This is a genomic window from Streptomyces sp. NPDC049837 (assembly GCF_040674455.1).
In the GTDB taxonomy this organism is placed as follows: Bacteria; Actinomycetota; Actinomycetes; order Streptomycetales; family Streptomycetaceae; genus Streptomyces.
Genome location: NZ_JBFAMP010000008.1, coordinates 52339 through 78523, shown reverse-complemented (window position 1 = coordinate 78523; position 26185 = coordinate 52339). Strand labels below are relative to the sequence as shown.

At 74.2% G+C, this 26185-nt stretch carries 21 protein-coding genes, 1 pseudogene and 1 riboswitch; of the genes and pseudogenes, 9 read left to right on the top strand and 13 right to left on the bottom strand.

What is annotated here, in order from left to right; genetic code table 11:
* The first annotated feature begins 99 nt into the window (after nucleotides 1–99).
* Nucleotides 100–1101: a LysR family transcriptional regulator gene (locus AB0J57_RS22190; RefSeq protein ID WP_366129999.1), complete on the top strand. Its 1002-nt coding sequence runs from the start codon at nucleotides 100–102 to the stop codon at nucleotides 1099–1101.
* Here the strand turns inward: AB0J57_RS22190 and AB0J57_RS22185 are convergent.
* Nucleotides 1082–2185, bottom strand: a complete 1104-nt coding sequence (locus AB0J57_RS22185; protein WP_366129998.1) for an aminotransferase class V-fold PLP-dependent enzyme — start codon at nucleotides 2183–2185, stop codon at nucleotides 1082–1084. The genes AB0J57_RS22190 and AB0J57_RS22185 overlap by 20 nt on opposite strands.
* Before the next feature lie 84 nt (nucleotides 2186–2269).
* On the opposite strand from AB0J57_RS22185, the gene AB0J57_RS22180 reads away from it, so the two are divergent.
* A complete protein-coding gene (locus AB0J57_RS22180) occupies nucleotides 2270–3355 on the top strand; it encodes an amidohydrolase family protein (protein WP_366129997.1) in 1086 nt (361 codons plus the stop codon).
* An 11-nt stretch (nucleotides 3356–3366) separates the two neighbouring features.
* On the opposite strand, the gene AB0J57_RS22175 is transcribed toward AB0J57_RS22180, so the two are convergent.
* A complete protein-coding gene (locus AB0J57_RS22175; protein ID WP_366129996.1) occupies nucleotides 3367–5427 on the bottom strand; it encodes a penicillin acylase family protein in 2061 nt (686 codons plus the stop codon).
* A gap of 343 nt (nucleotides 5428–5770) precedes the next feature.
* On the opposite strand from AB0J57_RS22175, the gene AB0J57_RS22170 reads away from it, so the two are divergent.
* From AB0J57_RS22170 to AB0J57_RS22160, 3 genes are all read left to right on the top strand, one after another.
* Nucleotides 5771–6727 carry an SCO1860 family LAETG-anchored protein gene (locus tag AB0J57_RS22170; protein WP_366129995.1) on the top strand — a complete coding sequence of 319 codons (957 nt, stop codon included), beginning with the start codon at nucleotides 5771–5773 and terminating at the stop codon, nucleotides 6725–6727.
* 149 nt (nucleotides 6728–6876) lie between these two features.
* Entirely contained in the window at nucleotides 6877–7263 is a 387-nt protein-coding gene (locus AB0J57_RS22165) for a hypothetical protein (protein ID WP_366129994.1), read from the top strand.
* 14 nt (nucleotides 7264–7277) lie between these two features.
* Nucleotides 7278–9095 (top strand): caspase family protein, encoded by a 1818-nt coding sequence (locus tag AB0J57_RS22160; RefSeq protein ID WP_366129993.1) that lies wholly within the window; start codon nucleotides 7278–7280, stop codon nucleotides 9093–9095.
* Nucleotides 9096–9113: 18 nt separating this feature from the next.
* Here the strand turns inward: AB0J57_RS22160 and cobC are convergent, their stop codons facing one another.
* The 9 genes and pseudogenes from cobC to AB0J57_RS22115 all read right to left on the bottom strand — a co-directional run bounded on the left by cobC (nucleotide 9114) and on the right by AB0J57_RS22115 (nucleotide 18959).
* A complete protein-coding gene (gene cobC / locus AB0J57_RS22155) occupies nucleotides 9114–10187 on the bottom strand; it encodes an Rv2231c family pyridoxal phosphate-dependent protein CobC (protein WP_366129991.1) in 1074 nt (357 codons plus the stop codon).
* Nucleotides 10188–10328: 141 nt separating this feature from the next.
* Nucleotides 10329–10682 (bottom strand): annotated as a pseudogene (locus AB0J57_RS22150) (cobalamin biosynthesis protein); the annotation flags it as partial.
* On the bottom strand, nucleotides 10682–12019 hold the full coding sequence (locus tag AB0J57_RS22145) for a cobyrinate a,c-diamide synthase (RefSeq protein ID WP_366129990.1): 1338 nt from the start codon (nucleotides 12017–12019) through the stop codon (nucleotides 10682–10684). The pseudogene AB0J57_RS22150 and the gene AB0J57_RS22145, both read right to left, overlap by 1 nt.
* Nucleotides 12013–12621, bottom strand: coding sequence for a cob(I)yrinic acid a,c-diamide adenosyltransferase (gene cobO / locus AB0J57_RS22140; RefSeq protein ID WP_366129989.1), 609 nt, complete (start codon nucleotides 12619–12621; stop codon nucleotides 12013–12015). Before cobO ends, AB0J57_RS22145 begins: the two co-directional genes overlap by 7 nt.
* A complete protein-coding gene (locus tag AB0J57_RS22135) occupies nucleotides 12621–14630 on the bottom strand; it encodes a putative cobaltochelatase (protein WP_366129988.1) in 2010 nt (669 codons plus the stop codon). Before AB0J57_RS22135 ends, cobO begins: the two co-directional genes overlap by 1 nt.
* Nucleotides 14627–16141, bottom strand: coding sequence for a cobyric acid synthase (locus AB0J57_RS22130; RefSeq protein ID WP_366129987.1), 1515 nt, complete (start codon nucleotides 16139–16141; stop codon nucleotides 14627–14629). Before AB0J57_RS22130 ends, AB0J57_RS22135 begins: the two co-directional genes overlap by 4 nt.
* A complete protein-coding gene (locus tag AB0J57_RS22125) occupies nucleotides 16138–17088 on the bottom strand; it encodes a cobalamin biosynthesis protein (protein ID WP_366129986.1) in 951 nt (316 codons plus the stop codon). The genes AB0J57_RS22130 and AB0J57_RS22125 overlap by 4 nt, the downstream gene beginning before the upstream one ends.
* Before the next feature lie 129 nt (nucleotides 17089–17217).
* Nucleotides 17218–17292, bottom strand: a riboswitch (cobalamin riboswitch).
* A 158-nt stretch (nucleotides 17293–17450) separates the two neighbouring features.
* Nucleotides 17451–17672 (bottom strand): hypothetical protein, encoded by a 222-nt coding sequence (locus AB0J57_RS22120; protein WP_366129985.1) that lies wholly within the window; start codon nucleotides 17670–17672, stop codon nucleotides 17451–17453.
* A 12-nt stretch (nucleotides 17673–17684) separates the two neighbouring features.
* The gene (locus tag AB0J57_RS22115; RefSeq protein WP_366129984.1) at nucleotides 17685–18959 is read right to left on the bottom strand and encodes an inorganic phosphate transporter; all 1275 of its coding nucleotides are present in this window, start codon (nucleotides 18957–18959) and stop codon (nucleotides 17685–17687) included.
* A 310-nt stretch (nucleotides 18960–19269) separates the two neighbouring features.
* Here AB0J57_RS22115 and AB0J57_RS22110 point away from each other — a divergent pair, with 310 nt between their 5' ends.
* From AB0J57_RS22110 to AB0J57_RS22100, 3 genes are all read left to right on the top strand, one after another.
* Entirely contained in the window at nucleotides 19270–19920 is a 651-nt protein-coding gene (locus tag AB0J57_RS22110; protein WP_366129983.1) for a class II aldolase/adducin family protein, read from the top strand.
* Nucleotides 19921–20051: 131 nt separating this feature from the next.
* Nucleotides 20052–21176: a hypothetical protein gene (locus tag AB0J57_RS22105; protein WP_366129982.1), complete on the top strand. Its 1125-nt coding sequence runs from the start codon at nucleotides 20052–20054 to the stop codon at nucleotides 21174–21176.
* 200 nt (nucleotides 21177–21376) lie between these two features.
* Complete coding sequence (locus AB0J57_RS22100; RefSeq protein ID WP_366129981.1) at nucleotides 21377–22663, top strand: hypothetical protein; 1287 nt, start codon at nucleotides 21377–21379, stop codon at nucleotides 22661–22663.
* 7 nt (nucleotides 22664–22670) lie between these two features.
* Here the strand turns inward: AB0J57_RS22100 and AB0J57_RS22095 are convergent, their stop codons facing one another.
* Nucleotides 22671–23072, bottom strand: a complete 402-nt coding sequence (locus AB0J57_RS22095; protein WP_366129980.1) for a VOC family protein — start codon at nucleotides 23070–23072, stop codon at nucleotides 22671–22673.
* A 117-nt stretch (nucleotides 23073–23189) separates the two neighbouring features.
* The gene (locus tag AB0J57_RS22090) at nucleotides 23190–24140 is read right to left on the bottom strand and encodes a neutral zinc metallopeptidase (protein WP_366130251.1); all 951 of its coding nucleotides are present in this window, start codon (nucleotides 24138–24140) and stop codon (nucleotides 23190–23192) included.
* A gap of 169 nt (nucleotides 24141–24309) precedes the next feature.
* Between AB0J57_RS22090 and abc-f the strand changes: the two genes are divergently transcribed.
* On the top strand, nucleotides 24310–25908 hold the full coding sequence (gene abc-f / locus AB0J57_RS22085; protein WP_366129979.1) for a ribosomal protection-like ABC-F family protein: 1599 nt from the start codon (nucleotides 24310–24312) through the stop codon (nucleotides 25906–25908).
* The last annotated feature ends 277 nt before the right edge of the window (nucleotides 25909–26185 follow it).

Here is a 26185-nt window from a genome sequence, read left to right as displayed (position 1 = left end):
TCGCCCCGGCCCCCGCCGTTGAGCCGTCCGCGCCCGCCGCACGTATCGGTGCGTACGCGTGACGCGACGAAGCGGGAAGAAGACGGGACAGGGAAGCGGTTGACCGGCACAGAGATCATCAACGGCGATGGGTGGGGGCCAGGAGTGGAGCTGCGTGAGCTGGAGAACTTCGTCGCGGTCGCCGAGGAGCTGGGCTTCGTACGGGCCGCCGAGCGGCTGCACACCGTCCCGGCGTCGGTGAGCCGGCGGATCGCCCGGCTGGAAGGGGAGCTGGGGCTGCGCCTGTTCGACCGCACGCCCACGCACGGCGTGCGCCTCACCGCGGCCGGCGAGCGGCTGCTGCCCGAGGCCCGCGCCGCGCTCGCCGCGGCCGCCCGGGTCCGGGACACCGCCGCCGGGATCACCGCCGGGACGGAGGGACTCGTACGGCTCGGCACCAGCCGGGCCTTCGCCGACCGCGTGTACCGCGCCCTCGACGCGCTGGCCGCCCGCCGCCCCGGGCTGCGCGTACGGCTGGAGCGGGCGCCCCAGGAGGCCCGCCTCGCGGCCGTGCGCTCCGGAACGTTCGACGCCGCCCTCGTACGCACCGTGCGGCGGGCCGACGGCGTGGCCCTGCACCGGTTGTGGGACGAGCCGCTGATCGCCGCGCTGCCCGCCTCCCACGCGCTCGCCCTCGGCCTCGCGGACGGCGAGGCGCCGAGCCTCGACCGGCTCGCCCGCCTGCCGCTGCGGCTCGTCCCGCGCGCCGCCGACCCGGCCTTCCACGACCTGGTCACTGCCGCCCTGCCGGACTGGACGGCCGGTCCGCCGTTCACCACCCTCCAGGACACGCTCACCGAGCTCGCCGCCCACCCCGAGCCGTCCTGGACGCTGTTCCACCCGGTGGGCCCCCTGCCGCCGACGCCCCGGATCGCCTTCCGCCCCCTACCGGGCCTCACGGCCCCGGTCTCCCTCGCCGTCCCGGCGGGACGCCCGCCCGCCCCGCCGGTCCAGGCCCTGCTGGAAGCCCTGGCGGCCACCACCGTGACGGCCACCACGGCCGTTGTCACCGGGGCGGCCGGCGCGGCGGTCACCGGGGCGGTCAGCCCCACGCCGCGGTGACCGCCCGGCGGGCGCCCTCCAGGTCCGGCGTCGTGCCGGTCAGCGCGCCCAGGGCGGTGCCGAGCGCGGCCAGCGAGGAGGCGACCACGTCCCGGGTGGCGCCCGGCCCGTAGTGGTTCACCCGGACCATCTCCTTGGCGAGCGCCCCGCCGCCCGCCGCCAGCGGGAGCGACGGGTCCTCCGCCAGGGCCCCGGCGACCAGCTCGGCGGCGTCCACGCCGGGCGGGGTGCGCAGCGTCGTCGCGACCGGGGCGGCGTCCTTCGCCTCGTACACGTACGGCTCCAGACCGCCACCGAGCGCGAGCGCGCCCGCCCGGGTGGCCGCCGCGGCCGAGGCATGGCGGGCCATCAGCGAGTCCAGGCCCTCCGCCTCGATGCGCTCCAGGCACGCCTCCAGCGCCAGCATCTCCAACTGCGCGGGCGCGTGCGGCAGGGCCGTACGCCCACGGTCGATCCAGCGCTCCTTCCAGTCCAGGAGGGAGAGGTACGAGCGGCGCGGCGCCGCCGGGTTGGCCGCGAACCGCTCCCACGCGCGCGTGCTCACCGACACCGCCGAGACACCCGCCGGGCCGCCCATCGCCTTCTGCGCGCCGATGATGCACAGGTCGACGCCCCAGGCGTCCGGCAGCACCGGCTCGGCGCCGATCGAGGCCACCGCGTCCAGGTAGAACAGCGCGCCGTGCGCCCGTACCACCTCACCGATCTCCGCGACCGGGTTGGTGTTCCCGGTCGCCGCCTCGGCGTGCACCAGGGACACGAAGTCGATCTCCGGGTTCCGCTCCAGCGCCCCGGCGATCTCATCGGCCGTCACCGCCGTGTGGAACGGCACCTCCAGGTCCACCACCGTCGCGCCGCAGTCCCGCAGCCAGTCGCCGAAGGTCTGCCCGTACGGCCCGGTGATCACGTTCAGCGCGGTCGACCCGGGCCGGGCGCCGCTGCGGATGCAGCCCTCCAGCGGCAGCAGCGCCTCCCCCTGCGTGATCAGCACGTCCTGCTCGGTGGCCAGCAATGAGGCCACGCGCCGCTCGATGGCCGCGAAGCGGTCGGCGGTGAGCGGGGCCAGGTCGAGGAGGGGGTGCGTCACGGGGGCTCGCTTCCAGGGTGTTCACGTACGGACTGCTCGGCCGAGCGTACTTCCGTCCCCGTCCCTCCCCGTAGAGTGCTGGACATGAGCGTGGTGTTGCATGTGACGGGGCGGGTGCTGGCCGGTCCGGAGGACGTACGCGACGAACTGTGGGTGGTCGAGGGGCGGATCACCTACGACCGGCCGTCCGCCGCACGGGACGTCAGGACGGTCACGGGCTGGGCGCTGCCCGGCCTGGTCGACGCGCACTGCCACGTCGGGCTCGACGCCCACGGGGCCGTGGACGAGGCCACCAGCGAGAAGCAGGCGCTCACCGACCGGGACGCGGGCACGCTGCTGATCCGGGACGCCGGGTCCCCGGCGGACACCCGCTGGATCGACGACCGCGACGACCTGCCGAAGATCATCCGCGCGGGCCGGCACATCGCGCGCACCCGCCGCTACATCCGCAACTACGCCCACGAGATCGAGCCCGCCGACCTCGTCGCGTACGTCGCCCGGGAGGCCCGGCGCGGCGACGGCTGGGTCAAGCTCGTCGGCGACTGGCTCGACCGGGGAACCGGCGACCTGGGCGCCTGCTGGCCGCGCGCCGAGGTCGAGGCGGCCATCGCGGAGGCGCACCGGCTCGGCGCGCGCGTCACCGCCCACTGCTTCGCCGAGGAGTCGCTGCGCGACCTCGTCGAGGCGGGCATCGACTGCATCGAGCACGCCACGGGCCTCACAGAGGAGACCATCCCGCTGTTCGCCGAGCGCGGCGTCGCCATCGTGCCGACGCTCGTCAACATCGCCACGTTCCCGCGCCTCGCCGCCGGGGGAGAGGCCAAGTTCCCGCGCTGGGCCGACCACATGCGGCGCCTCCACGAGCGCCGGTACGACACCGTGCGCGCCGCGTACGACGCGGGCATCCCCGTCTTCGTCGGCACCGACGCGGGCGGCTCCCTGGCGCACGGCCTGGTCGCCGCCGAGGTCGCCGAACTCGTCACGGCCGGCATCCCGCCACTGGAGGCCCTGTCGGCCACGACCTGGGGCGCCCGCGCATGGCTCGGCCGCCCCGCCCTGGACGAGGGCGCCCCGGCCGACCTGGTCGTCTACGACGAGGACCCGCGCGCGGATGTCCGCGTCCTGGCGGCGCCGCGGCGGGTGATCCTCAACGGGCGGGTCATCGACTGACGACTCACCCGTCAGCGGTGGTCGTGCCGCTCCTCGATGAGCCGGTCCCAGTCGGTGACGACGGGCACGAGGTCGCCCCGTAGCCACAGCGGCAGTTGGTCGCGCGCGTGCGGATCGCCGGGGACGCCCGAGGCGCCCAGGGGCACCACCCAGAGGCTGTCCTCGCGCCGGGCCAGGTCCCAGACGTAGCGGGCGGCCGGACCGCGCGCGCTGTGGTCGGTGAGGCCCGGGACGCTGGAGGTGGACAGGACGCAGTCGTGGTCGCCGTCCAGACCGGGCCACTCGTCCGTGCCGTCGGTCAGTGCGGGCAGCGCGGCCCAGGGCGCGAGCCGGTGCGTGGCGCCCCAGGGATCGGTGGGGGGAGCGGCGGCCACCTCCTCCAGGGCGGCGCGGACCGCCGCCAGCCGGTCGGCCTCGGGCACCGGGCCGCCCGCCAGCAGGGTCCCCAGGGCGTACGCGACGCGCGGGACGAGGGCCAGCCACGGCTGGAAGAGCGCGGGGTACGCGGGCGGTTCGGCCAGCCCGGCGAGCGCCGGGTGCTCGGCGAGGCGGCGCACGACCGCCCCGCGTACGGCCGCGAACAGCGCCGCGTCCGTGCTGCCGGCCGCCATGCGGCGGTTCCAGCACAGCAGCCGGTCGCGCACCTCCCGCGCCTCCAGCCCCAGGTCGGGCAGGGCCGCGAGCAGGGAGAGCAGCGGGCGGGCCGAGGCCAGGTGGGTGTCCGTGTGGACGGCGGCCATCTCCGGCGCGGTCCAGCTCTTCGACGCGTCCAGCAGCCTGGCGATCCGCTGCGCCCGGTGCGGTGCCGCGAACTCGACGCCGAGCGGAGTGGCGAGTCCGCGCGCGTTCGCCATCACCGCGACGCCGTCGACCGGTTCGCGGGGCATCGGGTCGTGGGCGCCGCCGTGCCACTCGTGGCCGGGCTCCCAGGCGGGGACGGTGCGCAGCCGGTTGTCGCGCCCGCGCAGCGGGACGTGCCCGGCGACCCGGTGGAGGGTGCCGCCCTCGGTGTCGGCGGCCTGGACGACGTTGACGGGCTCCACCCAGCGGTCGAACGCGCGGTCCACGTCGGCGACGGTGCGGGCGGCGAGCAGCGCGGGCAGGGTGGCGAAGCCCAGTTCGCCGGTCAGGCGCGGCGGGTAACGGAGGCTGATCACGTCCTCCGGCCCGTCGATGATCACTGGTCCGCGCGCGGTCTCGATCACCTCGATCTCGACCGGGTCGGCGCCCTTGACCTCGACGGTCTCGGTGTGGACACGCGCGGGCGCCCAGCCGTCCGGGCCCAGCGCCGCCACCTCGCCGTCCTCGGTGCGCCGCAGTCGCTCCCGGTACAGGTCCTGGTAGTCGGCCATGGCGTTGGTGATCGCCCAGGCGACGGTGCCGGTGTGCCCGAAGTGCGCCAGGCCGGGTACGCCCGGGACGGCGAGCCCGACGACGTCGTACTCGGGGCAGGCCAGCCGGATCTGCTGGTAGACGCCGGGCGCCTCGATGATCCGGTGCGGGTCGCCCGCGATGAGCGCCGCCCCGGTGGCGGTGCGGTCGCCGGTCACCAGCCAGCCGTTGCTGCCGGAGGCGGCGGGGCCGTCGGTGGCGAACAGCTCGGCGTACTCCTCGCCGAGCCGGCGGGCGACGTGGTCGCGCCACAGCTTGCTGGGGAAGCCGGCGAACAGGATGTGCCTCGACAGCCACACGGCCAGCGGCGTCCACGGCTCCCACCGCCCGGGGGCCAGTCCCGTGGCGGCGAACTCGGGCGCGCGGCGGGCGCCGGCCGCGAGCCCGGCGTTGACCCCGTCCACGTACGCGCGCACCCAGGTACGGGTGGGCTCGTCGAGCGCGTCGAAGCAGCGGCGGGCGGTGTCGGCCAGTTGGGCGCGGCGGGCGAAGACGTCCCACTCGACGGCCTCGGTGCCCAGGAAGGCGGCCGTGGTGCCCTGGGCGCGGTGCCGTTCGACCTCCAACTGCCAGGCCCGGTCCAGGGCGGTGGTGCGGCCCTGCGCGTGGACGAGTTCCAGCGCGTCGGCGGCGCGGAGATGCGGGATGCCCCAGGTGTCCCGGTAGACCTCGATGCTCACTCTTGTCCCGATCTTTTAGTTAGGCTGCCCTAACTTAAGCTCACGGTCGCGCGAGAAGCAATCCGTATCCTGTGGACACCCGTTGACACCCCGTGACGACCTGCCGCCGCCTGTCGTTGATTATTTTTCGCCACTTCGCGCAACGGGTGGGATTTCGGCGAACGTCCGTGCCGAAAGATTCGAATATGGGAACGGAAACCCCACTTTGGGGTGAACTCACGTCAGGCGGCCGCCCGTTCACTCTCCGTGCGTAAAGATTCCGGTGTCCCACGTCGCCGCCGCTCATGCGTTCCCCATGGGCCGGGGCCGGCGACGCCATGTCTCCCTGTGGGGGTTCCACACCTTGAACGGCACCACCTTGCGCCTGCCTGCCCGCCACCGCTCCCTCACCGCCGCGGCGGCCGCGGCGGCGCTCACCGCCGGACCCGTGCTCCTCGCCGCCGCGCCCACGGCTCACGCCACCGGCGGGGGAGAAGGGCGCGCGAGCGCCGTCGTCCTGCGCACCGACCTGGACGTGTCGCTGCTGGACAAGTCCGTGCACGTGCCGCTCAAGGCCACGCTCAACGAGGTCCAGGCGCCCGCGAGCGCCGAGAAGACCGCGCTGACCGTCACCCTGGACGGCGTCGAGCAGGGCAGGCCGGTCAGCGTCCTCCGGGCCGACGTCGCCACCGCGCGGGCGACCGCCGACGCGCGGCGTGCGGAGGGGCACACCCGGCTCGCCCACGCGAAGCTGCACGTCCCCGGGCTCCCGCTGCTGTCGCTGATCGAGGTCGAGAAGGCCACCTCCCGCGCGGTCTGCGAGGCCGGTAAACGGCCCGTCGCCGAGGCGAACCTGCTGGGCCGCGTCACCGTCCTCGGCAAGCGGGTCACGCTCACGGCGGGCGGCCCGACGAAGGTCGACGTGCCGGGCGTCGGCGAGGTGACGCTCGACCTGTCGAAGACGCACACCACCTCCCGTACCGCCGCCGCCACCGCCCTGACCCTCACGGTGTCGGTGAACCCGCTCAAGGCGAACGTCGCGGATGTCACCGGCACGGTCACCCTCGCCGGGGCCACCTGCGAGTCGCCCAAGGCGCCGCCGAAGGCGGCCCCCCGGCCGGCGGACGCCAAGCCCGCCGACGCCGGGCCCGCCGGCGTACGGCCCCAGACGGCCGCCGAGCCGAAGGAGGCCAACCTCGCCGAGACCGGCGGGAGTTCGCTCACGCCCTACCTCGCGGGCGGCTCCCTCGCCCTCCTCGCCGCCGGTGCCGGGGCACTGACCCTCACGCGCCGCGCCCGCGCGGCCCGCGAACGCGGCTGACAGAACGCCGCTGACGTACGGTGCACGGTGTTCCGGGGGGATGCCGTGCACCACTTCCGCGATTTCCGCGATTCTTGCGGTGGTGCCGAGAAGCGCACAGACTGGATGCGAGGGACGCCTGCCCCTGACAGAAAGAAGGGCGGCTTTCCATGGAAAACCAGTTGCAGATTCACCTTTTCGAGGAAGGGACCGATCCCGAACGGATCGACAGGATGACCGGCCACCTCCGCCGGGAACTCCTCGAACTCGACGTCGACAATGTGGAGACACTCCCCGCCGAGGAAATCCCGCCCGGTGCTCGGGCCTTCGGGCCGATGGAAATCGGCGCGCTGCTGGTCACCATCGGCCAGTCCGCCACCGCCATACGCCAGGTCGTCGGCGTCCTCCACGGCTGGTGGTCCCGGTTCCAGGAAGCCCGCCCATCCCTGCGCCTGACGATGGACGGCGACGTACTCGAAGTCTCCGAAGCCTCACCCGACCAGGTCGCGGACGCCTTCGAGGCATTCATCAAGAAACACTCCGCTGTTGAGGCATAGCCCGAGGCACCGCCATGGACGACTCCCGGCACGCCCTGATCATCGCCAACGACGACTATCAGGAAGGCGGCCTGCAAAGGCTCTCGTCACCCGCCGCGGACGCCGAGGCGCTCGCCGACGTGCTGGGGGATCCCCGTATCGGGGGTTTCGACGTGCAGGTCGTGCGGAACGAGCCGTCCTACGTCGTCCGCAGCCACATCGAGGACTTCTTCGCGGAACGCAAGACCACCGACATGCTGCTGCTGCACTTCTCCTGTCACGGTCTGAAAAGCGAATCGGGTGAGCTGTATTTCGCGGCGCCCGACACCCGCCCGAAGCGCCTCAAGGCGACCGGAATCGCGGCCGAGTTCGTTGAAGAATGCATGGCCGACACCCGCGCGCGTACCACGGTCCTGTTCCTGGACTGCTGCTACGGAGGCGCCTTCTCCCCGGGCACGGTGGCCCGCGCGGCCGGAGACGTGCACGTCCTCGAAAAGTTCGCCGGTGAGAAGCTCGGCAGCGAAGGCCGCGGATGGGCGGTCGTCACCGCCTCCGACTCCATGCAGTACGCCTTCGAGGGCGCCCGGCTCGCCGACGAGGGGAACCCGAAGCCGTCCGTCTTCACCAGCGCCCTGGTGTCCGGCCTCTCCACCGGGGAGGCGGATCAGAACGAGGACGGCAAGGTCTCCCTCAACGAGCTGTACGACTACGTCTACAACCGGGTGATCCGGGAGAACAGGAACCAGACGCCGAGCTGCAAGTCCGACCTCCGGGGCGACCTGTACCTCGCGCGCAGCGACCGGCGGCGGATCGTCCCGGCCCCCCTCCCGGAGCGGCTGCGAGCCGCGCTGACCAGCGAGGAGATGTTCACCCGGCTGGGGGCCGTCACTGAGCTGAGCAACTGGATGAGGCACACCGACCTGCCCATCGCCGCGGGCGCCCGCCAGGCACTGGAGCAGGTCGCCCGCAACGACATCCACGCCGTGGCGGAGCAGGCGAGCGCCGCCCTCGACCTGGTGCGGATCAGCCCCGAACCGGCGACGGTCCGCTTCGACCCGGTGGACCAGCACGCGGTCCCGCCCGCGCGGCACGTGCGGCTGCTCGGCCCGCCGCTCGCCCGCAGTTGCACACCGCGCCCCAAGGACGACCGGCTGCACGCGGTCCCGGCGGGGGACGGGCTGGACGTCACCGTCGACACGGCCACCCCGGGACGCCTGAGCGACGACATCGTGCTGAAGGGCTTCGTGGGCGAAGCCGTGCTCCACGTCGAGGCGGAGGTACGGGAGCCCAAGACGGTGCCCAAGGACATCCCCCCGCCCATGCCCGAGCCCCCGACGCCCGAGCCGCCCGGGCCCGAGCCGCCCAGACCCGGGCCCCCGCCCCCGCCCAAGCCCAAGCCGCCGCCCTCGCCACGGCCGCCTCAGCCACCGCCACCCCAGCCACCACCCCAGCCTCCGCCTCCGCCGCAACCGACGGGCATCAAGACCTTCCGCGCGCCGGCGCTCGCCACGGCCGCCCTGGGGACGGCCATCGCCTCCCTGGCCATGGGCATCAAGGCGGCCGTGGAAGCCGCCCGGCTGCAGCAGGCAGGGGAGACCTGGGCCGACATCCAGGCCCACTTCGCCCAGGAGTCGACCCGCGACCTGGTGATCTGCCTGGTCATGGCGCTCGTCTCGCTCATCCTCGTCGGCGTGGCGCGCTATGACCTCCGCTCCTCGCCCGGGCTGTACAGCAAACCGCGAGCAGCCGCCACGAGCCTGCTCGACTGGTCCGCGAAGGTCCTCGCCCTCCCGGTGTTCGTCCTGGCGCTGCTCGGCGTCATCGCCGTCATGATCGCGGCCAACATCAACTGACGTGATCGACCGGACGCGTCAGCGGCCCTTACCGCACCCCGATCCCGCCATCACCAGCGCCTGGTCCAGGGCCTGGAGGAACCGGTTCGTCGTCACCCGGTCCCGGACCGCCAGCCGCAGCCACTGCGGGCCCAGGCCCGGGAACGTATCGCCCCGCCGGGCCGCGAAGCCCAGCGACCGCAGCCGGTCCCGCACCACGTCCGCGCCCTCCATGCGGACCAGCACGAACGGACCCTCCGCCGCCGTCACCGCCCGCACCTCGTCGAACTCCGCGAGCCCCGCCAGCAGATGCGCGCGCTCCACCGCTATTCGGCGCGCCGCGTCCTCCGCCTCCGCCAGCGCCGCCCGCGACATGCACGCCTCGGCGGCCGCCAGCGCCGGCGACGAGACCGGCCACAGCGGCTGCGCCCGCTCCAGGGCCGTCACCGTCGCGGGATCGGCCAGTACGTAGCCGATCCGCAGCCCGGCCAGGCCCCACGTCTTGGTGAGGCTGCGCAGTACCACCAGGCCCGGCACATCGGTCCGCCCCGCCAGCGCCTCCCGCTCGCCGGGCACCGCGTCCATGAACGCCTCGTCCACCACCAGCGTCCGCCCCGGGCGGGCCAGCTCGGCCAGCAGGGCGGCCGGATGCAGCACGGACGTCGGGTTCGTCGGATTGCCGACCACCACCAGGTCGGCGTCCTCCGGGACCGCCTCCGGGGCCAGCCGGAACCCGTCCTCCTCGCGCAGCAGCACCCGCCGCACCTCGTGCCCCGCGTCCCGCAGCGCCGCCTCCGGCTCCGTGAACTGCGGGTGCACCACCACTGGTCTTCGCACCGGCAGCGCCCGTGCCAGCAGTACGAACGCCTCCGCCGCGCCCGCCGTCAGCAGCACCCGCTCGGCGGGCAGGTCGTGGCGTGCCGCGACGGCGGCCCGTGCCGCCCGCCCGTCCGGATAGGCGGCGAGCCCGGTCAGCGAGGCCGCGATGCGCTCCCGCAGCCAGTCGGGCGGGGTGTTCGTCCGGACGTTGACCGCGAGATCGGTCAGCTTCTCGTCGCGGACCTCCGCGTCACCGTGGTGCCGCAGATCGTGAGTGTCGGTGTGGGTATACATGGCCGCCAGCGTGTGGGTGAAGTGGGGGGTGGGGGACGGGAGACATACGGCCTCCCGGTAGCGCTCCATGAACAGGGTCTAACACTCCGGTGTCTCCCCACCGGTGTACCCGTGACCCACATTCAACAACCGCCCGCGCGCCACCGCACATGTCACCCGCGCCTTCCTCGACACCCGCTTCGGCACGAGGAGTTCGCCCCCGCCCGCCAGCGCCGCCGCCTCCGCCACCGACGGCGTCCCCGCCGCCGCCCTCACGGCCTCCGACGGGTGCGGTACGGCGACCAGCGCCAACTCCCGCGCGGGGTACGTGCGCAACGGCACGCCCAACCGCCGCGCGGCGCCCACGATCCCCGGCTCGTCCGCCTTGGAGTCGACCGTCGCCAGCTCCCCGACGGCGGACGCGGCCAGCCCCGCCTCCCGCAGCGTCTCCTCGACCAGCCCGAGCACCGCGTCGGCGGACACGCCCCGCCCCGCGCCCACACCGACCACGATCGTCATCCCGTGCAGTGCTCCACGAACCGCCGCGCCGTCTCCGGCACGGCCGCCCAGTGCGTGTGCACGTAACTCGCGTGCACACCGCCCCGTACGAAGCCCTCCACCCGGCGCTCGGGCTGCCGCAGCCCCCACGCGGGCGCCGGGCCCGCGCCCGGCTCGATCACCGTGCGGTGGAATTCGTGCCCCCGCATCCGCGTCCCGGCCGCCGCCAGCGGGCTGTCGCTCACCGCCACCGCGTCCCGGTAGCCCAGCGTCAGCCGTTGCGACATGCGCGCGTCCGCGTCCAGGACGCCGCACATGGGCTGCCCGTCCAACGAGCGTGCCAGGTACAGCAGTCCCGCGCACTCGGCCGCGACGGGCGCCCCGGACGCGGCGAGGTCCGCGACGGCCTTGCGGAGCGGCTCGTTGGCGGACAGCTCGGCCCCGTACATCTCCGGGAACCCGCCCCCGATGACAAGCCCGCTCGTCCCCTCGGGAAGGGCCTCGTCCCGGAGCGGGTCGAACGTGACGACCTCGGCCCCGGCGGCGCGGAGCAACTCGGCGTGCTCGGCGTACGAGAACGTGAAGGCAGCCCCACCGGCGACGGCGACCATGGTCCGGCCCGCGACCGGCTCCAGAGCCGGATCCCACGCCTCCACGTGCAGCTCCGGCGCCGACCGCGCAAGGGCCAGCAGCCCCTCCAGGTCGCACCCCGCCCGCACCTGCTCCGCCTGCGCCGCCACCGCCTCCACCGCCGCCGCCTGCCGCTCGGCGACCGGCACCAGGCCCAGGTGCCGCGACGGCGTGGCGACGGAAGGCGCCCGCCGCAGCACGCCCAGCACCGGCACGCCCGACTCGCCGAGCGCCTCCCGCAGCAGGTGCTCGTGCCGGTCGGTGGCCACCTTGTTGAGGATGACCCCGCCGATCCGCACCTCCGGGTCCCAGGACGCGAAGCCGTGCACCAGCGCGGCCACCGACCGGGACTGCGAGGACGCGTCCACCACCAGCACCACCGGTGCCTTCAGCAGCTTGGCGACCTGCGCCGTGGACGCCAGCTCGCCCTGGTCGGCGGCACCGTCGTACAGGCCCATCACGCCCTCCACGACCGCCAGGTCGCAGCCGCGCGCGCCGTGCGCGAAGAGCGGCGCGATCAGCTCCGTACCGCACATGTAGGCGTCGAGGTTGCGGCCCGGGCGGCCGGTGGCGAGCGCGTGGTAGCCCGGGTCGATGTAGTCGGGGCCCACCTTGTGCGGGGACACCGCGAGACCACGGCCGGCGAACGCGGCCATCAGGCCGGTCGCGACCGTGGTCTTGCCCGCGCCCGACGAGGGCGCGGCGATGACGAGACGTGCTACCACTCGATGCCCCGCTGGCCCTTCTGACCCGCGTCCATCGGGTGCTTGACCTTCGACATGTCGGTGACGAGATCGGCGAAGTCCAGCAACTCCTGCGGAGCGTTACGGCCGGTGATCACCACGTGCTGCTGACCGGGCCGGTTCCTCAGCACCTCGACGACCTCGGCGGTGTCGATCCACCCCCAGTGCAGCAGGTACGCGAACTCGTCGAGGACGTAGAACTTGTACTTCTCCTCGGCGAGGTCACGCTTGACCTGCTCCCAGCCCTCACGCGCCTTGTCCTCGTGCGACTGCTCGCCGTCCTTGGGGTCGCGCTGGATCCAGGACCAGCCCTCGCCCATCTTGTTCCAGGTGACGGTCCCGCCCTTGCCGGTCTCGCCGAGCGCCTTGAGGGCGTTCTCCTCGCCGACCTTCCACTTGGCGGACTTGACGAACTGGAAGACCCCGATCGGCCAGCCCTGGTTCCAGGCGCGCAGCGCCATCCCGAACGCGGCCGTCGACTTTCCCTTGCCGACGCCCGTGTGCACCATCACCAGCGCGCGGTTTCGGCGCTGACGGGTGGTGAGTCCGTCGTCCGGTACGACGGTCGGCTGTCCCTGCGGCATTAAGCGGCCCTCCCAGTAGTTGCTCTGACATCCCTGACGAGACCCGCGATGGCATCCGCCCGCAGTTCGTCCAGTGTGACGGCGGTGCCGCCGAGGTTACGGGCCAGTTCGGCAGCCATGCCCAGCCGTACCGGGCCGGTCTCGCAGTCCACCACCACCGACGCGGTGCCCTCGGCGGCGTGCAGGCCGGCCGCGCGGGCTGCCAGCGCCACCGGCTCCGGCCCGCCGGTCGCCCGGCCGTCCGTGACGACGACCAGCAGCGGGCGGCGCGCCGGGTCGCGCAGCCGCTCCACGCGCAGTACGTCGTGGGCCTTCAGCAGCCCCGCCGCGAGCGGGGTGCGCCCGCCGGTCGGCAGTTGCTCCAGGCGGGCGGCGGCCGCGTCGACGGACGACGTGGGCGGCAGGGCCAGGTCGGCGGACGAGCCCCGGAAGGTCACCAGTCCCACCTTGTCGCGCCGCTGGTAGGCGTCCAGCAGCAGCGACAGTACGGCGCCCTTCACCGCGCCCATCCGCTGCCGGGCCGCCATCGAACCGGACGCGTCCACGGCGAACAGCACCAGGTTTCCCTCGCGCCCCTCGCGCGTCGCCTGGCGCAGGTCGTCACGCCGTACGACCAGCCCGGGACCCGACCGGCCGCGCGCCCGCTGGTGCGGGGCGGCCGCCTGCACGGTCGCCGCCAGGTGCAGCTTGGTGAGCGTCCCCTGGGGGCGCCGCGCCCCGGTCGTCCTGCCGTGTTCGGTACGGGCCCGGGAACGGCGTCCCGCCGCGCCCTCGCCCAGGCCCGGCACGCTCAGCACCTTGGTGCGGAACGGCTCGGCGGCCTTGACGGGCGCCTGCTCGGGCGAACCGCCGCCGGGACCGGGCGCGGGAGCCGGGGTTTCCTCGGGGGAGGCCTCCGGCTCACCGCCCTGCGGGGGCACGCCGCCACCGCCACCGGGGCCGCCACCCGGCCCGTCGGGCCCGTCGGGCTCCGGGTCCGGCTCGTCGTCCCCGCCGCCGAACTCCTCCAGCGTCTCGTCCAGTTTGTCCTCGTCGAGCCCCGGCGCGTCGAAGGGGTTGCGCCTGCGCCGGTGCGGCAGTGCCAGCAGCGCCGCCTGCCGTACGTCGTCGGAGGTGACGTCCGTCCGCCCCGCCCACGCGGCCAGCGCCGTCGCGGTACGCGCCATCACGATGTCGGCGCGCATGCCGTCCACCTCGAACGCCGCGCACGTCGCCGCGATCTGCCGCAGCGCCGCGTCGCCGAGCGTCACGGACGGCAGCAGCGCCCGCGCGGCCACGATCCGCTCCCGCAGCGCGGCCTCCTCGTCGGCCCACCGCGCCGCGAAGCCGGCCGGGTCGTCGTCGAACGCCAGCCGGCGCCGCACCACCTCGACCCGCTGCTCGGGCTCCCGCGAGGCGGCCACCTCCACGGTCAGCCCGAACCGGTCCAGCAACTGCGGCCGCAGCTCGCCCTCTTCGGGGTTCATCGTCCCGACGAGCAGGAAGCGGGCGGCATGCCGTACGGAGACGCCCTCGCGCTCCACGTACGAGGCACCCATGGCGGCCGCGTCCAGGAGCAGGTCGACCAGGTGGTCGTGCAACAGGTTGACCTCGTCGACGTACAGCACACCCCGGTGCGCGTCCGCCAGCAGACCCGGCTCGAACGCCTTCACGCCGTCCGCCAGCGCCCGCTCGATGTCGAGGGCGCCCACCAGCCGGTCCTCCGAGGCGCCGACGGGCAGCTCGACCATCCGGGCCGGGCGGCTCACCGCCTCGGCGACGGTGTGCGGCCCGTCGGGGCAGGCCGGGTCGGGGGAGCCGGGCGGGCAGGAGAAGCGGCAGCCCGCGATGACGTCGACGTCCGGCATCAGGGCCGCGAGGGCACGGACGGCCGTCGACTTGGCGGTGCCCTTCTCACCGCGTACCAGGACACCGCCGACGGCCGGGGACACCGCGTTCAGCAGCAGCCCGAGCCGCAGGTCGTCCTGCCCGACGATGGCGGTGAAGGGGTAGTGGGGTGCAGCGCTCATGAAGGTGCTCCGGGTGCGATGAAGGGAAGTCCTGTGGGCGGGCCCTGCTCGATCAGTTTCCAGAGCGCGTCCGTGTCCGCGTGTTCCTCGATCAGGTCGCCGAGCCGGTCCAACTGCTCCTCGCGCAGCGCGCCGAACGACGTGTCGGGCGCCGGGACGAAACGTCTGCCGGCCGCCCGCGCCACCTGAGTGAGGAATGCCCGGCGGAAGCCGTCGCTCTCCAGGGAGCCGTGCCAGTGCGTGCCCCACACGGCCCCGACGCGGCACCCGTCCAGGAACGGCTCGCCGCCGCCCACCTCCGCGACGCCGTGGTGGATCTCGTACCCGTCGACGTGCTCGCCGAGGGCCTCGCCGACCGGCCGGGCGAGGGTCTTGTCGGGCGCGAACCGCACCCGTACCGGCAGCAGCCCGAGGCCGGGGACCTCGCCCGCCCGGGACTCGACCTCGTCGTCGATGTGCTCGCCCAGCGCCTGGAAGCCGCCGCAGATGCCGAGCACCGGACGCCCCTCGGCCGCGCGCCGTACCAGCGCGTCCGCCAGGCCCCGTTCACGCAGCCACGCCAGCGCCTTCACCGTCCCGCGCGTGCCCGGCACGACCACCAGGTCCGCGTCCACGAGCTCCTCGGGCCGGTCCACGAAACGGACGACCACGCCCGGCTCGGCGGCCAGCGCGTCGACGTCGGTGAAGTTGGACATCAGCGGTACGGCGCAGACGGCGACCCGCAGCACGTCCTCACCGACCGGCGGCGCGACGACCGATTCGCGCACCGCGCCCCGCATCGACACGCGCAGCCCGTCCTCCTCGTCGATGCCGAGCCCGTGCGCGTACGGCAGGACCCCGAACGTCCGGCGCCCCGTCAGGCCCAGCAGCATGTCGAGGCCCGGCTCCAGGAGCGTCACGTCGCCCCGGAACTTGTTCACCAGGTAGCCCGCGACCAGCTCCTGGTCCTCGGGCGCCAGCAGCGCCGTCGTACCGAAGAACTGCGCGAAGACCCCGCCCCGGTCGATGTCGCCGACCACGACCACGGGGAAGCGGGCCGCCCGCGCGATGCCCATGTTGACGATGTCGGTCCGGCGCAGGTTGATCTCCGCCGGGCTGCCCGCGCCCTCGCAGATCACGGCGTCGTACGTCTCGCGCAGCTCCTGGAGGCAGGCCAGGACCGGTTCGAGCAGCTCACGCTGCTTGCCGCCGTGGTAGCCGCGCGCGCTCAGCTCGCCGACCGGCTTGCCCATCAGCACGACCTGACTGGAGCGGTCGCTGCCCGGCTTGAGCAGCACCGGGTTCATCAGCGCGGTCGGCTCCACCCGGGCCGCCTGCGCCTGCATGGCCTGCGCCCGGCCGATCTCCGCGCCCTCGCGCGTGACGAACGAATTGAGGGACATGTTCTGCCCCTTGAACGGCGCGACCTTCACGCCCTGCCGCACCAGCCAGCGGCAGATGCCGGCCGTGACGACGCTCTTGCCCGCGTCGGACGTGGTGCCCGCGACGAGCAACCCCCCACCCTTGCTCATGTACGCCTCCGCTTGATCGCCCCGTACGCCAGTCGCCCACCCGCGCACACCGCGAGCGTGAGGGCGCTCACCCGGCGCGACAGCCGCACCGCGCGCTCGATGTCCGCCACCTCGACGGCCCGCCCCTCGGCGTTGAGCACGGGCCGGTGCTCGACGCGGCCGCCGTACGAGAGCGTCCCGCCGAGCCGTACGCCCAGGGCGCCCGCGAACGACGCCTCGACCGGGCCCGCGTTGGGGCTCGGGTGCCCGGCCGCGTCGGCCCGCCAGGCCCGCACCGCGCCGCGCGGGTTGCCGCCCGCGACGGTCGCCAGCGCGGCCGTCAGCCGGGCGCCCGGCCAGCCGGCCACATCGTCGAGGCGGGCGGACGCCCAGCCGAAGCGGCGGTAGCGCGGCGACTTGTGACCCACCATCGCGTCCAGGGTGTTCACCGCCCGGAACGCCACCAGCCCCGGTACGCCCCCGATCGCGCCCCATACGAGGGCGCCGACCACGGCGTCGGAGGTGTTCTCGGCGACCGACTCCACGACCGCGCGGGCCATGCCCGGGCCGTCCAGGGCCTGCGGGTCGCGCCCGCACAGGTGCGGCAGCCGCTCCCGGGCCACCTCCAGGTCACCGGCGGCCAGCGCCCCGCCGATGGCGCGGGCCTCGCGGCCCAGCGTCGTACCGCCGACGACCGCCCACACGGATGCGGCGGTCAGCGCGACGGGGAGGACGCCCCGGTTCCGTACCGCCCGGGCCGCGAGTGCGGCCGCCCCGGCCGCGCCCCCGGCGCACACCACGGCGTGCAGGGCGCCCCATGCCCGGTGGTCGCGCCACAGCGCGCCCTCCACGCGGGCCGCCGCCCGTCCGAAGGCGGCCACGGGGTGCCCCCGGCGGGGGTCGGCGAGGAGCAGATCGGCGGCGAGCCCGGCGGCCGCGCCGTACGCGAAGACGCGGTCACCGCGCATGGGTTCTCGATGCGCTGGGCGCTGTGCTGGGCGCAGTACTGGGCGCTTCCGGGGCAGCGCGAAGGCAGCCGGGCATGGCGAATGTCCTCACTCAGGGTCCGCGCCCTGGCTCGACGTGACCGGCGGCGAGAGTTCCTGACTCATCCGCCCGTCGGGGCGGACTCACAGTGGCGGGACCGCGCCGGATTCGCACCGGCTTCCTCTCCTGCCGCCGTAATGGCCCCGGCAGTCCACCACGCCCCGCGAACGCCCGTCAACTCGCCGTTGACCTGCGGCGGGAGGTTGTGCTGAGGCACACACCGGCGCACGACGGCGCCCCTGGAACGAAAAGCGTTCCAGGGGCGCCGTGGGGCCTGTCGTCGTCAGGTGACGATCAGGAAGATCCCGTACGCCACCGCTGCGGCGCACAGCGCGAAGCACGCGTACGCGCCCGTGCGGGCCAGGGTGGCGGACCCTCCGGCCGCCGAGGCCGTCTCCTGCTTGGAGAGGCCGACGATGCCGAGGGTGAACAGGCCCACCAGTGCGACGGTGGCCAGGAGGCTGACACCGAAGACGGAGCCGAGAGCTGCCCAGTCGATCTTCATGCTGTTCTTTCCTTACACCGTGGCGGCGGGAGCCGGGGCGGCCTCGCCGGCCGGAGCCGGGATACGGGCCTTGAGGTCGTCCAGGTCGTCGAGGTCTTCGGAGGCGGTGGCCGCGACGGCACCGGCCGGCGGCGGGGTGACGGCCGCGATCGCGGTGGTCACGACACCCGCGGGCTCGCCCGCCGGCTCGACGTCGTTGACGTTGGTGTGGTCGACGACCTGGCGGCGGGAGATGAACCAGATCGCGGCGCACGAGGCGACCAGGAAGACCACCACGGCGGCGACGCCCCAGTCACCCTGCCGGGTGACGAGCTCCGAGCCGGCGGCGACCAGACCGGCGGCCGGCAGGGTCAGGCCCCAGGCGACGAACATCCGGGTGGCCGTGGACCAGCGGACCACACCGCCCTTGCGGCCGAGGCCCGCGCCCATCACGGCGCCGGAGCAGGAGTGCGTCGTCGAGAGCGAGAAGCCCAGGTTGGACGAGGCCAGGATGACGGCCGCCGCGCTGGTCTGGGCGGCGAAGCCCTGCTGCGGCTGGAGGTCGGTGAGGCCCTTGCCCATGGTGCGGATGATGCGCCAGCCGCCCAGGTAGGTGCCGAGCGCGATGGCCAGACCGGCGGAGACGATCACCCAGACCGGCGGGTTGGAGCCGGGCGCGAGGGCGCCGGCGGCGACCAGGGCCAGGGTGATGATGCCCATGGTCTTCTGCGCGTCGTTGGTGCCGTGGGCGAGGGAGACCAGACCGGCGGAGGCGATCTGACCGGCGCGGTAGCCCTTGCGGCCGGTCTTCTCGTCGATGTTCGCGCCGGCCTTGTACGTCAGGCGGGCGGCGAGCATCGCGGCGAGGCCGGCGACCAGCGGTGCGGCGACGGCCGGGATCAGGACCTTGGTGACGACGACGCCGCCGTTGACGCCGCCCAGGCCGACCGAGGCGATGGTGGCGCCGACGAGGCCGCCCATCAGGGCGTGGGAGGAGCTGGAGGGCAGGCCGACCAGCCAGGTCAGCAGGTTCCACAGGATCGCGCCGACGAGCGCCGCGAAGATCACTTCGGGTTGGATGCCCTCTTCGTTGACGAGTCCGCTGGAGATCGTCTTGGCGACCTCGACGGAGAGGAAGGCGCCGACCAGGTTGAGCACGGCGGACATGGCCACCGCCGTCTTGGGCTTCATCGCGCCGGTCGAGATGGTGGTCGCCATCGCGTTGGCGGTGTCATGGAAACCGTTCGTGAAATCGAACACGAGAGCTGTCACGACCACAATGGCGAGCAGCAGCGTGATGTGTTCCATTTACCCAGGCAATCGTTCGACGTCAGTGGCTCGCCGAACGTAGGCAACCTGAGTGAACGGAAGGTGAACTGGGTCGGGCGTCATGGTGACCCCGAGTGGGGTCCGGCCATTCCGCTTCCGGTTCCCGGCGACCGCCCCGGAGGGCGCCGACCCGGCAATACGGGCGTTTGGGGCCCCGGCTCCGCTCCGGACACCCCTTCGCGACGCCCCGGGGCGGACCCCGCCGAGCCGCCGAACGAGATACTTGTCACCCCCGGCGGCCGACGCGAACGCGGCACCGGCGACCGGGCCGGCTGACAGGATCGGCCGCATGACACAGGACGCGATCGCTCGGGCATGGGACGCCCTGGTGGACACCGCCCGCAGGACAGTGGCGGACGGGCTGGTCGTCGGCACGTCGGGGAACGTCTCCGTACGGGTGGGGGACCTCGTGCTCGTCACGCCCAGCGGCGTGCCGTACGACCGGCTCACCCCCGCCGACACCGTCGCCGTCGACCTCGACGGCACCCAGGTGCGCGGCCGGCTCACCCCCACCAGCGAGCTGCCCATGCACCTGGAGATCTACCGCCACACCACCGCCCGTGCCGTCGTGCACACCCACGCCGTCCACGCCACGGCCGTCTCCACCCTCGTCACCGAACTCCCACTGATCCACTACATGGCCGCAGCCCTCGGCGGCCCCGTCCGGGTCGCCCCCTACGCCCTGTACGGCACGGAGGAGCTCGCCGGGCACATGCTGGGCGCCCTCGACGGCCGCACCGGCTGCCTGCTGCGCAACCACGGGACGATCACCTACGGGGACTCCCTGGACCAGGCCTACGACCGCACGGCCCAGCTCGAATGGATGTGCCGCGTCTGGCTCACCGCGAGCTCCGTACCCGGACACACGCCCAGCCTGCTGTCCGCCGCCGAACTGGACCAGGTGGCGGAGAAGTTCCGCGGGTACGGCCAGCCCCGCTGACCCGTCGGACCACCGCCCCGCAGCACACCACCTGCATCACCCGCACCACCGCCCGCACCGGTCGCACGCGCCCGCCACCCCGCCGGACCCGCCCACTGGCAGGCGGCCACGTCCGCGCCGACACTGGAACGGTGCGCCCGGCTACAGCGACGGCAGCGGCCGTCACCACCCTGATCGGTGTCGGCGCGGCCACGGTCGCCGCCGGCCGGTACGCCAGCAGCGCCGCGCTCAAGGTGCCGCCCGGCAAGCCCCTGCCCGGCGAGCCCCGGCTCACCGTGCACGCCACGGCCGCCGGGCAGATCACCCTGACCCGCTGCCTCGCCTCCCGGCGCCCCGGCACCTACGGGCTGGCCGGCCCCGGCGTCCACGCGGTCGTCGGCCCCGTCCTGGACGACGTGCCGCACTCCGCCGACACCGTCGTACGCCGCCTCGAACGCGTCGTCAGCGGCAAGCTGGAGGTCGGCAGCCGCGTCACGCTCACCCCGCAGCTCCACACCGGCACCCCCGCCGCGCTCGGCCTGGGGTACCAGGACGTCGAGGTGCCCGGCGAACTCGGCGTCCTGCCCGCCTGGTTCGTCCCCGCCGCCCGCTCCACCTGGGTCGTCGCCATCCACGGCATCGGCACCACCCGCGAGCACCCCATGAACCTGATGGGCTTCCTCCACCGCATGCGCCTCCCGGTGCTCGACCTCGCCTACCGCGGCGACCCCGGCGCACCCCGGCCCGCCGGCGGGCTCGGCCACCTCGGCGACTCCGAGTGGCGCGACCTGGACGCCGCGATCCGCCACGCCGTCCGCTCCGGCGCCGAACGGGTCATCCTCCACGGCTGGTCCACCGGCGCCTCCATGGCCCTGCACGCCGCCGCCAACTGCGGCCTGCGCGACCGGATCAGCGGCCTCGTCCTCGACTCACCCGTCCTGGACTGGGAAGCAACCCTCCGGGCCCTGGCCACCGCACGCCGCGTCCCCGCCCCGCTGCTCCCGCTCGCCGTCCGCGCCGCCCGGGGCAGCACCGGAGTGCACGGCGACCGGCTCGCCGAGGCGGCCGACCCGCAGGGGCTGCGCGTCCCGGCGCTCGTCTTCCACGGCCCCGACGACCACCTCGCGCCCTGGCAGCCCTCCCGCGAGCTCGCCTCCCGCCGCGCCGACCTGGTCACCCTCCACACCGTCCGGGACGCCCCCCACGCCGCCATGTGGAACGCCGACCCCCACCGCTACGAAGAGGCCCTGCGCCGCTTCCTCACCTCCCTCGTGTGACCCACCGGGCCTCCCGCACGGGAACCCCCCGACCGCCTCCTCCCGGGCCGCGAACCCGGCGAAACGGATTCCGTTTGGGCTTTCGGGGCGTCAGCGGGAAGACTGCCCCCGTGACGTCTCGAAAGCCTGATGAGCAACTGGCGCGCAACTCCAGACTCCGACTCGTCCGTCCGCGGCCCCTGACCACGGCCCGACGGGCCGTGACGACCCGGCGCACCCGGCCGATGCCGCGGCCGCCGGAGGGGACACCGCCGCCCGCCGAGCTGGCCCGACAGGCGAGGGCGGTGCTCGCCGACGCCGTGCGCATCGCCCGCTGGGCCGCCGTCGAGCGCGACCGCGACCACGGCCGCGACGCCACCTCCGCGACGGAACGGGCGGCCGCCGCACTGGACCTGACGCCCGCCCAGGTACGGGCCGGCTGGGACCGCGCCCGGCTCGCCGGACTCGTCGAACTCCACGGCGACACCGCCCGTCCCGGCTGGCGGCTGCGCGCCTGGGACCGCGACGACTCCGCCGTACTGCGCGGCTGGGTCGCCCTCTTCGACGCCTGGTCGCTCGTCCACCCGGCGCCCGCCGACGTCGCCCCCGCCGCCGTCGCCGAGGTCGTGGAAGCCGTCCCCCAAGTGCTCTCCCTCCTCCAGCTCTCCGCCGGGCCCGTGCCCGTACCGGCCCTGCTCGACCTGCTCCAGCAGCGCGTCGCCGAACTCCGCGAGGAGCGCTGCGAGGTGCCCGACGGCCCGAGCCCCCAGCCCCTGCCCGGCCCGGACTCCCTCTCCCGGCTGCTCGACTGGGCCCTGGAGGGGCTGGCCGCCGTCGGCGCGCTGACCCTCGGCGAGGGCCAGGCCACCCTCACCCCCCTCGGCAACTGGGCGGTGTGGGTCAAGCTGGAGCAGATCTGCGTCGCCGCCCAGAGCCCGGCCGGCCACATCGAGCAGTCCGCCGAGGACATGCTGCGCGGCTGCGCCCGCCTCACCCCCGGCCCGGCCCGCGTCGAGTACCGCGCCTGGCTCGCCGCCCGCCCCGTCGGCAGCGCCGTCACCGAGCTGCTCGCCGTCGCCCGTGGCGAGGACGCCCTGCTGCGCGGCCTCGCCTTCGAAGCCCTCCGGGTCGTCGGCGCGCCCGCCGAGGCGGAGGTGCGGGCCGCCGCCGAGGAGGTCAGCCTGCGCCCCTACGCCCTGCTCTGGCTCGCCGAGTACGAAGGCGCCGACCCGGACGAGGCCCCCGACGTCCTGACCCGCGAGGAGGCCACCTGGCTCTGGGTGGACACCGCGGCGGCCGTCGCCGACCACGGCGAGAGCGCCCTGCTGGTCCGCCACCTGGAGTCCGCCGTCCAGGGCACCGTCCCCGCCCTGCTCGACGAGGTCCGGGCGGTCGGCCACCCCCGCACCGTCCAGGTCCTGGTCGCCCTGGCCGCGGCACACCCCGACCCCGCCCTCGCCAAGGCGATGCGCCGCGCCGCCTTCCAGGTCCACACCGGCGGGGCGTGACCGGGCCCTATCCCGCGCCGCCGGGGGCGTACGTCCCGAAGCTCCAGACGTTGCCCTCGGCGTCCCGCGCCATGTAGTCCCGGGAGCCGTACTCCTGGTCCGTCGGCGGCATCAGGATCTCCACCCCGTGCTCCACCGCCCGGGCGTGGTGCGCGTCCACGTCCTCCACCACCACGTACACCCCCACCGGGCCGCCGCCCGCCATCGCCTTGGCGAAGACCCCGTCCCCGCCCTTGGTGCCCAGCATCACCATGCCGTCGCCATAGGCCAGCTCGGAGTGGACGACGTAGCCGTCCTCGCCCTCGTACACACTCACCTCGGTGAAACCGAAGGCTTCCTTCAGCGTTCTGATGGCCGCCTTGGCGTCCTCGTACAGGATCGTCGGATAGATGCTCGGTACGTTCGCCATGCTGATCACTCTCCGATTCCGCGCTCGACTTTCCGACCTTGCGACTGTGATCCGGATCTCAGCTTTTCCTCAGTCTGGCACCCGGCACTGACATCTCCGCCCCGAGCGGCATCCGGCTCACCGGAAGGTGTTGCACCGGTTCATGTCGCCCGTCCGGTAGCCCGCGCGGAACCACCGCTGCCGCTGCTCCGCCGAGCCGTGCGTCCAGCTCTCCGGAGTCACCCGCTCCTGAGGCCGCCCATGAGGCCGCTCATGAACCCGCCCCCGCACCAGCCCTTCAAGCCGCCGGCTCCGGTCCCCGCCCACCGCCGCGGCCGCGGCCAGCCCCTCGCGGACGTCGGCCTCCGTCAACCGCGCCGGCACCGGCCGGCCCGTCCTGCCGTCCGGGGCCGCCGCCGCGTGGCGCGCCCACACGCCCGCGTAGCAGTCCGCCTGGAGCTCCACCCGCACCGCGCCGCCATCCGCCCCCGGCCGGCCGTCCCGGGTCCGGCGCAGCGTCCCCATCAGGTCCTGCACGTGGTGCCCGTACTCGTGCGCCACCACGTACGCCCGCGCGAACCGTCCGCCCGTCGCACCGAAGCGCGTCCGCAGCTCCCCGAAGAACCCCAGGTCCAGATAGACCCGCCCGTCACCCGGGCAGTAGAACGGCCCCACCGCCGGGGCCGCCGTCCCGCACCCCGTACCGACCCGGCCCGTGAACAGCACCGTGCGGGCGTCCGCGTACCGCCCGCCCCGCCGCGCGTACTCCCCGCGCCAGTAGTCCCGCACGCTGTCGGCCAACCCGACGACCCGGCAGTCCTCCCGCGCGTCCGCGTCCGAGCGCTCGCGGCACTCCCGGGCGACTTGCGCCGCCGGGGCGACCTGCGCCGCCGGCGAGGCGCTCGCCGCCGGGTCGGAGCCGTCCTCCGTCAGCCCCAGCTCCTCCGGGCCCACGCCGAAGAAGACGCCGAGGACCAGTGCGACCAGCCCGGCGATCCCGCCGCCGACGGTGGCCCGGCCGCCCGGGAAACGGCTGCCGCGCGCGTCCCGGACCTCCGAGGTGCCGGGGCCGGCGTCGTCGAACCGCATGGGCCACCACCCTCCGCGCGTCTCCCAGCGCTCCAGCATGGCCGAAAACCAGTTGCACACGCCCGTTAGACTGGCCCGTATGGCCATTCTCCCTGTGCATTAGACCGGCGTCGAAGCCACCGCACCCGCCGTCCTTCCGCCGTCTTCCCCACCGCCCTGGAGTCTGTCCGTGATCACCGCTTCCGGTATCGAGCTGCGCGCCGGCGCCCGCGTTCTCATCGAGTCCGCTTCCTTCCGCATCGCCAAGGGCGACCGCATCGGCCTGGTCGGCCGCAACGGCGCCGGCAAGACCACGCTCACCAAGTGCCTCGCGGGTGAGGGCATCCCCGCCGGCGGCACGATCGCCCGCTCCGGCGAGGTCGGCTACCTCCCGCAGGACCCCCGCACCGGAGACCTCGACGTCCTGGCCCGCGACCGCATCCTCTCCGCCCGTGGCCTGGACGTCCTGCTCCGCAAGATGCGGCAGAACGAGGAGCGCATCGCGGGCGGACAGGGCGCCACCCGCGAGAAGGCACTGCGCCAGTACGAGCGCCAGGAGACCGAGTTCCTCACCAAGGGCGGGTACGCCGCCGAGGCCGAGGCCGCCACCATCGCGCACGCCCTCGGCCTGCCCGACCGGGTGCTGGGCCAGCCGCTCCACACCCTCTCCGGCGGTCAGCGCCGCCGTGTCGAGCTCGCCCGCATCCTCTTCTCGGACGCCGACACCCTGCTCCTCGACGAGCCGACCAACCACCTCGACGCCGACTCCATCGTCTGGCTGCGCGACTACCTCAAGACCTACCGCGGCGGCTTCATCGTCATCTCCCACGACGTCGACCTCGTCGAGACGGTCGTCAACAAGGTCTTCTACCTGGACGCCAACCGGTCGACGATCGACATCTACAACATGGGCTGGAAGCTCTACCAGCAGCAGCGCGAGGCCGACGAGAAGCGCCGCAAGCGCGAGCGTGCCAACGCCGAGAAGAAGGCCGCCGCCCTCAACGCCCAGGCCGACAAGATGCGCGCCAAGGCCACCAAGACCGTCGCCGCGCAGAACATGGCCCGCCGCGCCGAGCGCCTGCTGTCCGGCCTGGAGGAGGTCCGCGCCTCCGACAAGGTCGCCAAGCTCCGCTTCCCGGAGCCGGCGCCCTGCGGCAAGACCCCGCTGACCGCCGAGGGGCTGTCCAAGTCGTACGGGTCCCTGGAGATCTTCACCGACGTGGACCTCGCCATCGACAAGGGCTCCCGGGTCGTCATCCTGGGCCTCAACGGCGCGGGCAAGACGACGCTGCTGCGCCTGCTCGCCGGGGTCGAGCAGCCGGACACCGGCCAGGTGACACCGGGCCACGGCCTCAAGCTCGGGTACTACGCCCAGGAGCACGAGACCCTCGACCCGGACCGCACCGTCCTGGAGAACATGCGCTCCGCCGCGCCCGACCTCGACCTCGTCGAGGTGCGCAAGACGCTCGGCTCCTTCCTCTTCTCCGGCGACGACGTCGACAAGCCGGCGGGCGTCCTCTCCGGCGGTGAGAAGACCCGGCTGGCGCTGGCCACCCTGGTCGTCTCCTCGGCCAACGTCCTGCTCCTCGACGAGCCGACGAACAACCTCGACCCGGCCAGCCGCGAGGAGATCCTGGGCGCCCTGCGCACCTACAAGGGCGCCGTCGTCCTCGTCACGCACGACGAGGGCGCCGTCGACGCCCTCCAGCCGGAGCGGATCATCCTGCTGCCGGACGGGGTCGAGGACCTGTGGGGCGCGGACTACGCGGATCTCGTGGCGCTGGCGTAGCGGCACGGGCGCGGGGGACCGCCGCGATCACGGCCTGATCGTCCCCGTATGGATCATTCGGCTTACGCGTGATCCATCATCTGAGTGAGGACGTCTCATACTGCGGCGTGGCGCCGGGCGGATTTCCCGTCCCGGCCACACGCCGCGCCTCCCCTCCTCCCACCTCCCTGACCTGGTGTTTCGTCCCCAGGTGCGCTCCTGGCGCGGAAATGCCGCCCGGAATACCGCCGCCGGGCGGCGAAACCTTGCGGCACAGACCTTGTCGAATGGCTGGCCA

Excerpts from the sequence above, each read along its gene's own strand:
- AB0J57_RS22160 (WP_366129993.1), top strand. The coding sequence starts at position 7,278 with ATGGACGACTCCCGGCACGCCCTGATCATCGCCAACGACGACTATCAG.
- AB0J57_RS22125 (WP_366129986.1), bottom strand. The coding sequence starts at position 17,088 with ATGCGCGGTGACCGCGTCTTCGCGTACGGCGCGGCCGCCGGGCTCGCC.
- AB0J57_RS22110 (WP_366129983.1), top strand. The coding sequence starts at position 19,270 with ATGACACAGGACGCGATCGCTCGGGCATGGGACGCCCTGGTGGACACC.
- AB0J57_RS22115 (WP_366129984.1), bottom strand. The coding sequence starts at position 18,959 with ATGGAACACATCACGCTGCTGCTCGCCATTGTGGTCGTGACAGCTCTC.
- AB0J57_RS22095 (WP_366129980.1), bottom strand. The coding sequence starts at position 23,072 with ATGGCGAACGTACCGAGCATCTATCCGACGATCCTGTACGAGGACGCC.
- cobO (WP_366129989.1), bottom strand. The coding sequence starts at position 12,621 with ATGCCGCAGGGACAGCCGACCGTCGTACCGGACGACGGACTCACCACC.
- AB0J57_RS22135 (WP_366129988.1), bottom strand. The coding sequence starts at position 14,630 with ATGAGCGCTGCACCCCACTACCCCTTCACCGCCATCGTCGGGCAGGAC.
- AB0J57_RS22130 (WP_366129987.1), bottom strand. The coding sequence starts at position 16,141 with ATGAGCAAGGGTGGGGGGTTGCTCGTCGCGGGCACCACGTCCGACGCG.
- AB0J57_RS22090 (WP_366130251.1), bottom strand. The coding sequence starts at position 24,140 with ATGCGGTTCGACGACGCCGGCCCCGGCACCTCGGAGGTCCGGGACGCG.
- AB0J57_RS22180 (WP_366129997.1), top strand. The coding sequence starts at position 2,270 with ATGAGCGTGGTGTTGCATGTGACGGGGCGGGTGCTGGCCGGTCCGGAG.
- AB0J57_RS22120 (WP_366129985.1), bottom strand. The coding sequence starts at position 17,672 with ATGAAGATCGACTGGGCAGCTCTCGGCTCCGTCTTCGGTGTCAGCCTC.
- AB0J57_RS22165 (WP_366129994.1), top strand. The coding sequence starts at position 6,877 with ATGGAAAACCAGTTGCAGATTCACCTTTTCGAGGAAGGGACCGATCCC.
- cobC (WP_366129991.1), bottom strand. The coding sequence starts at position 10,187 with ATGTATACCCACACCGACACTCACGATCTGCGGCACCACGGTGACGCG.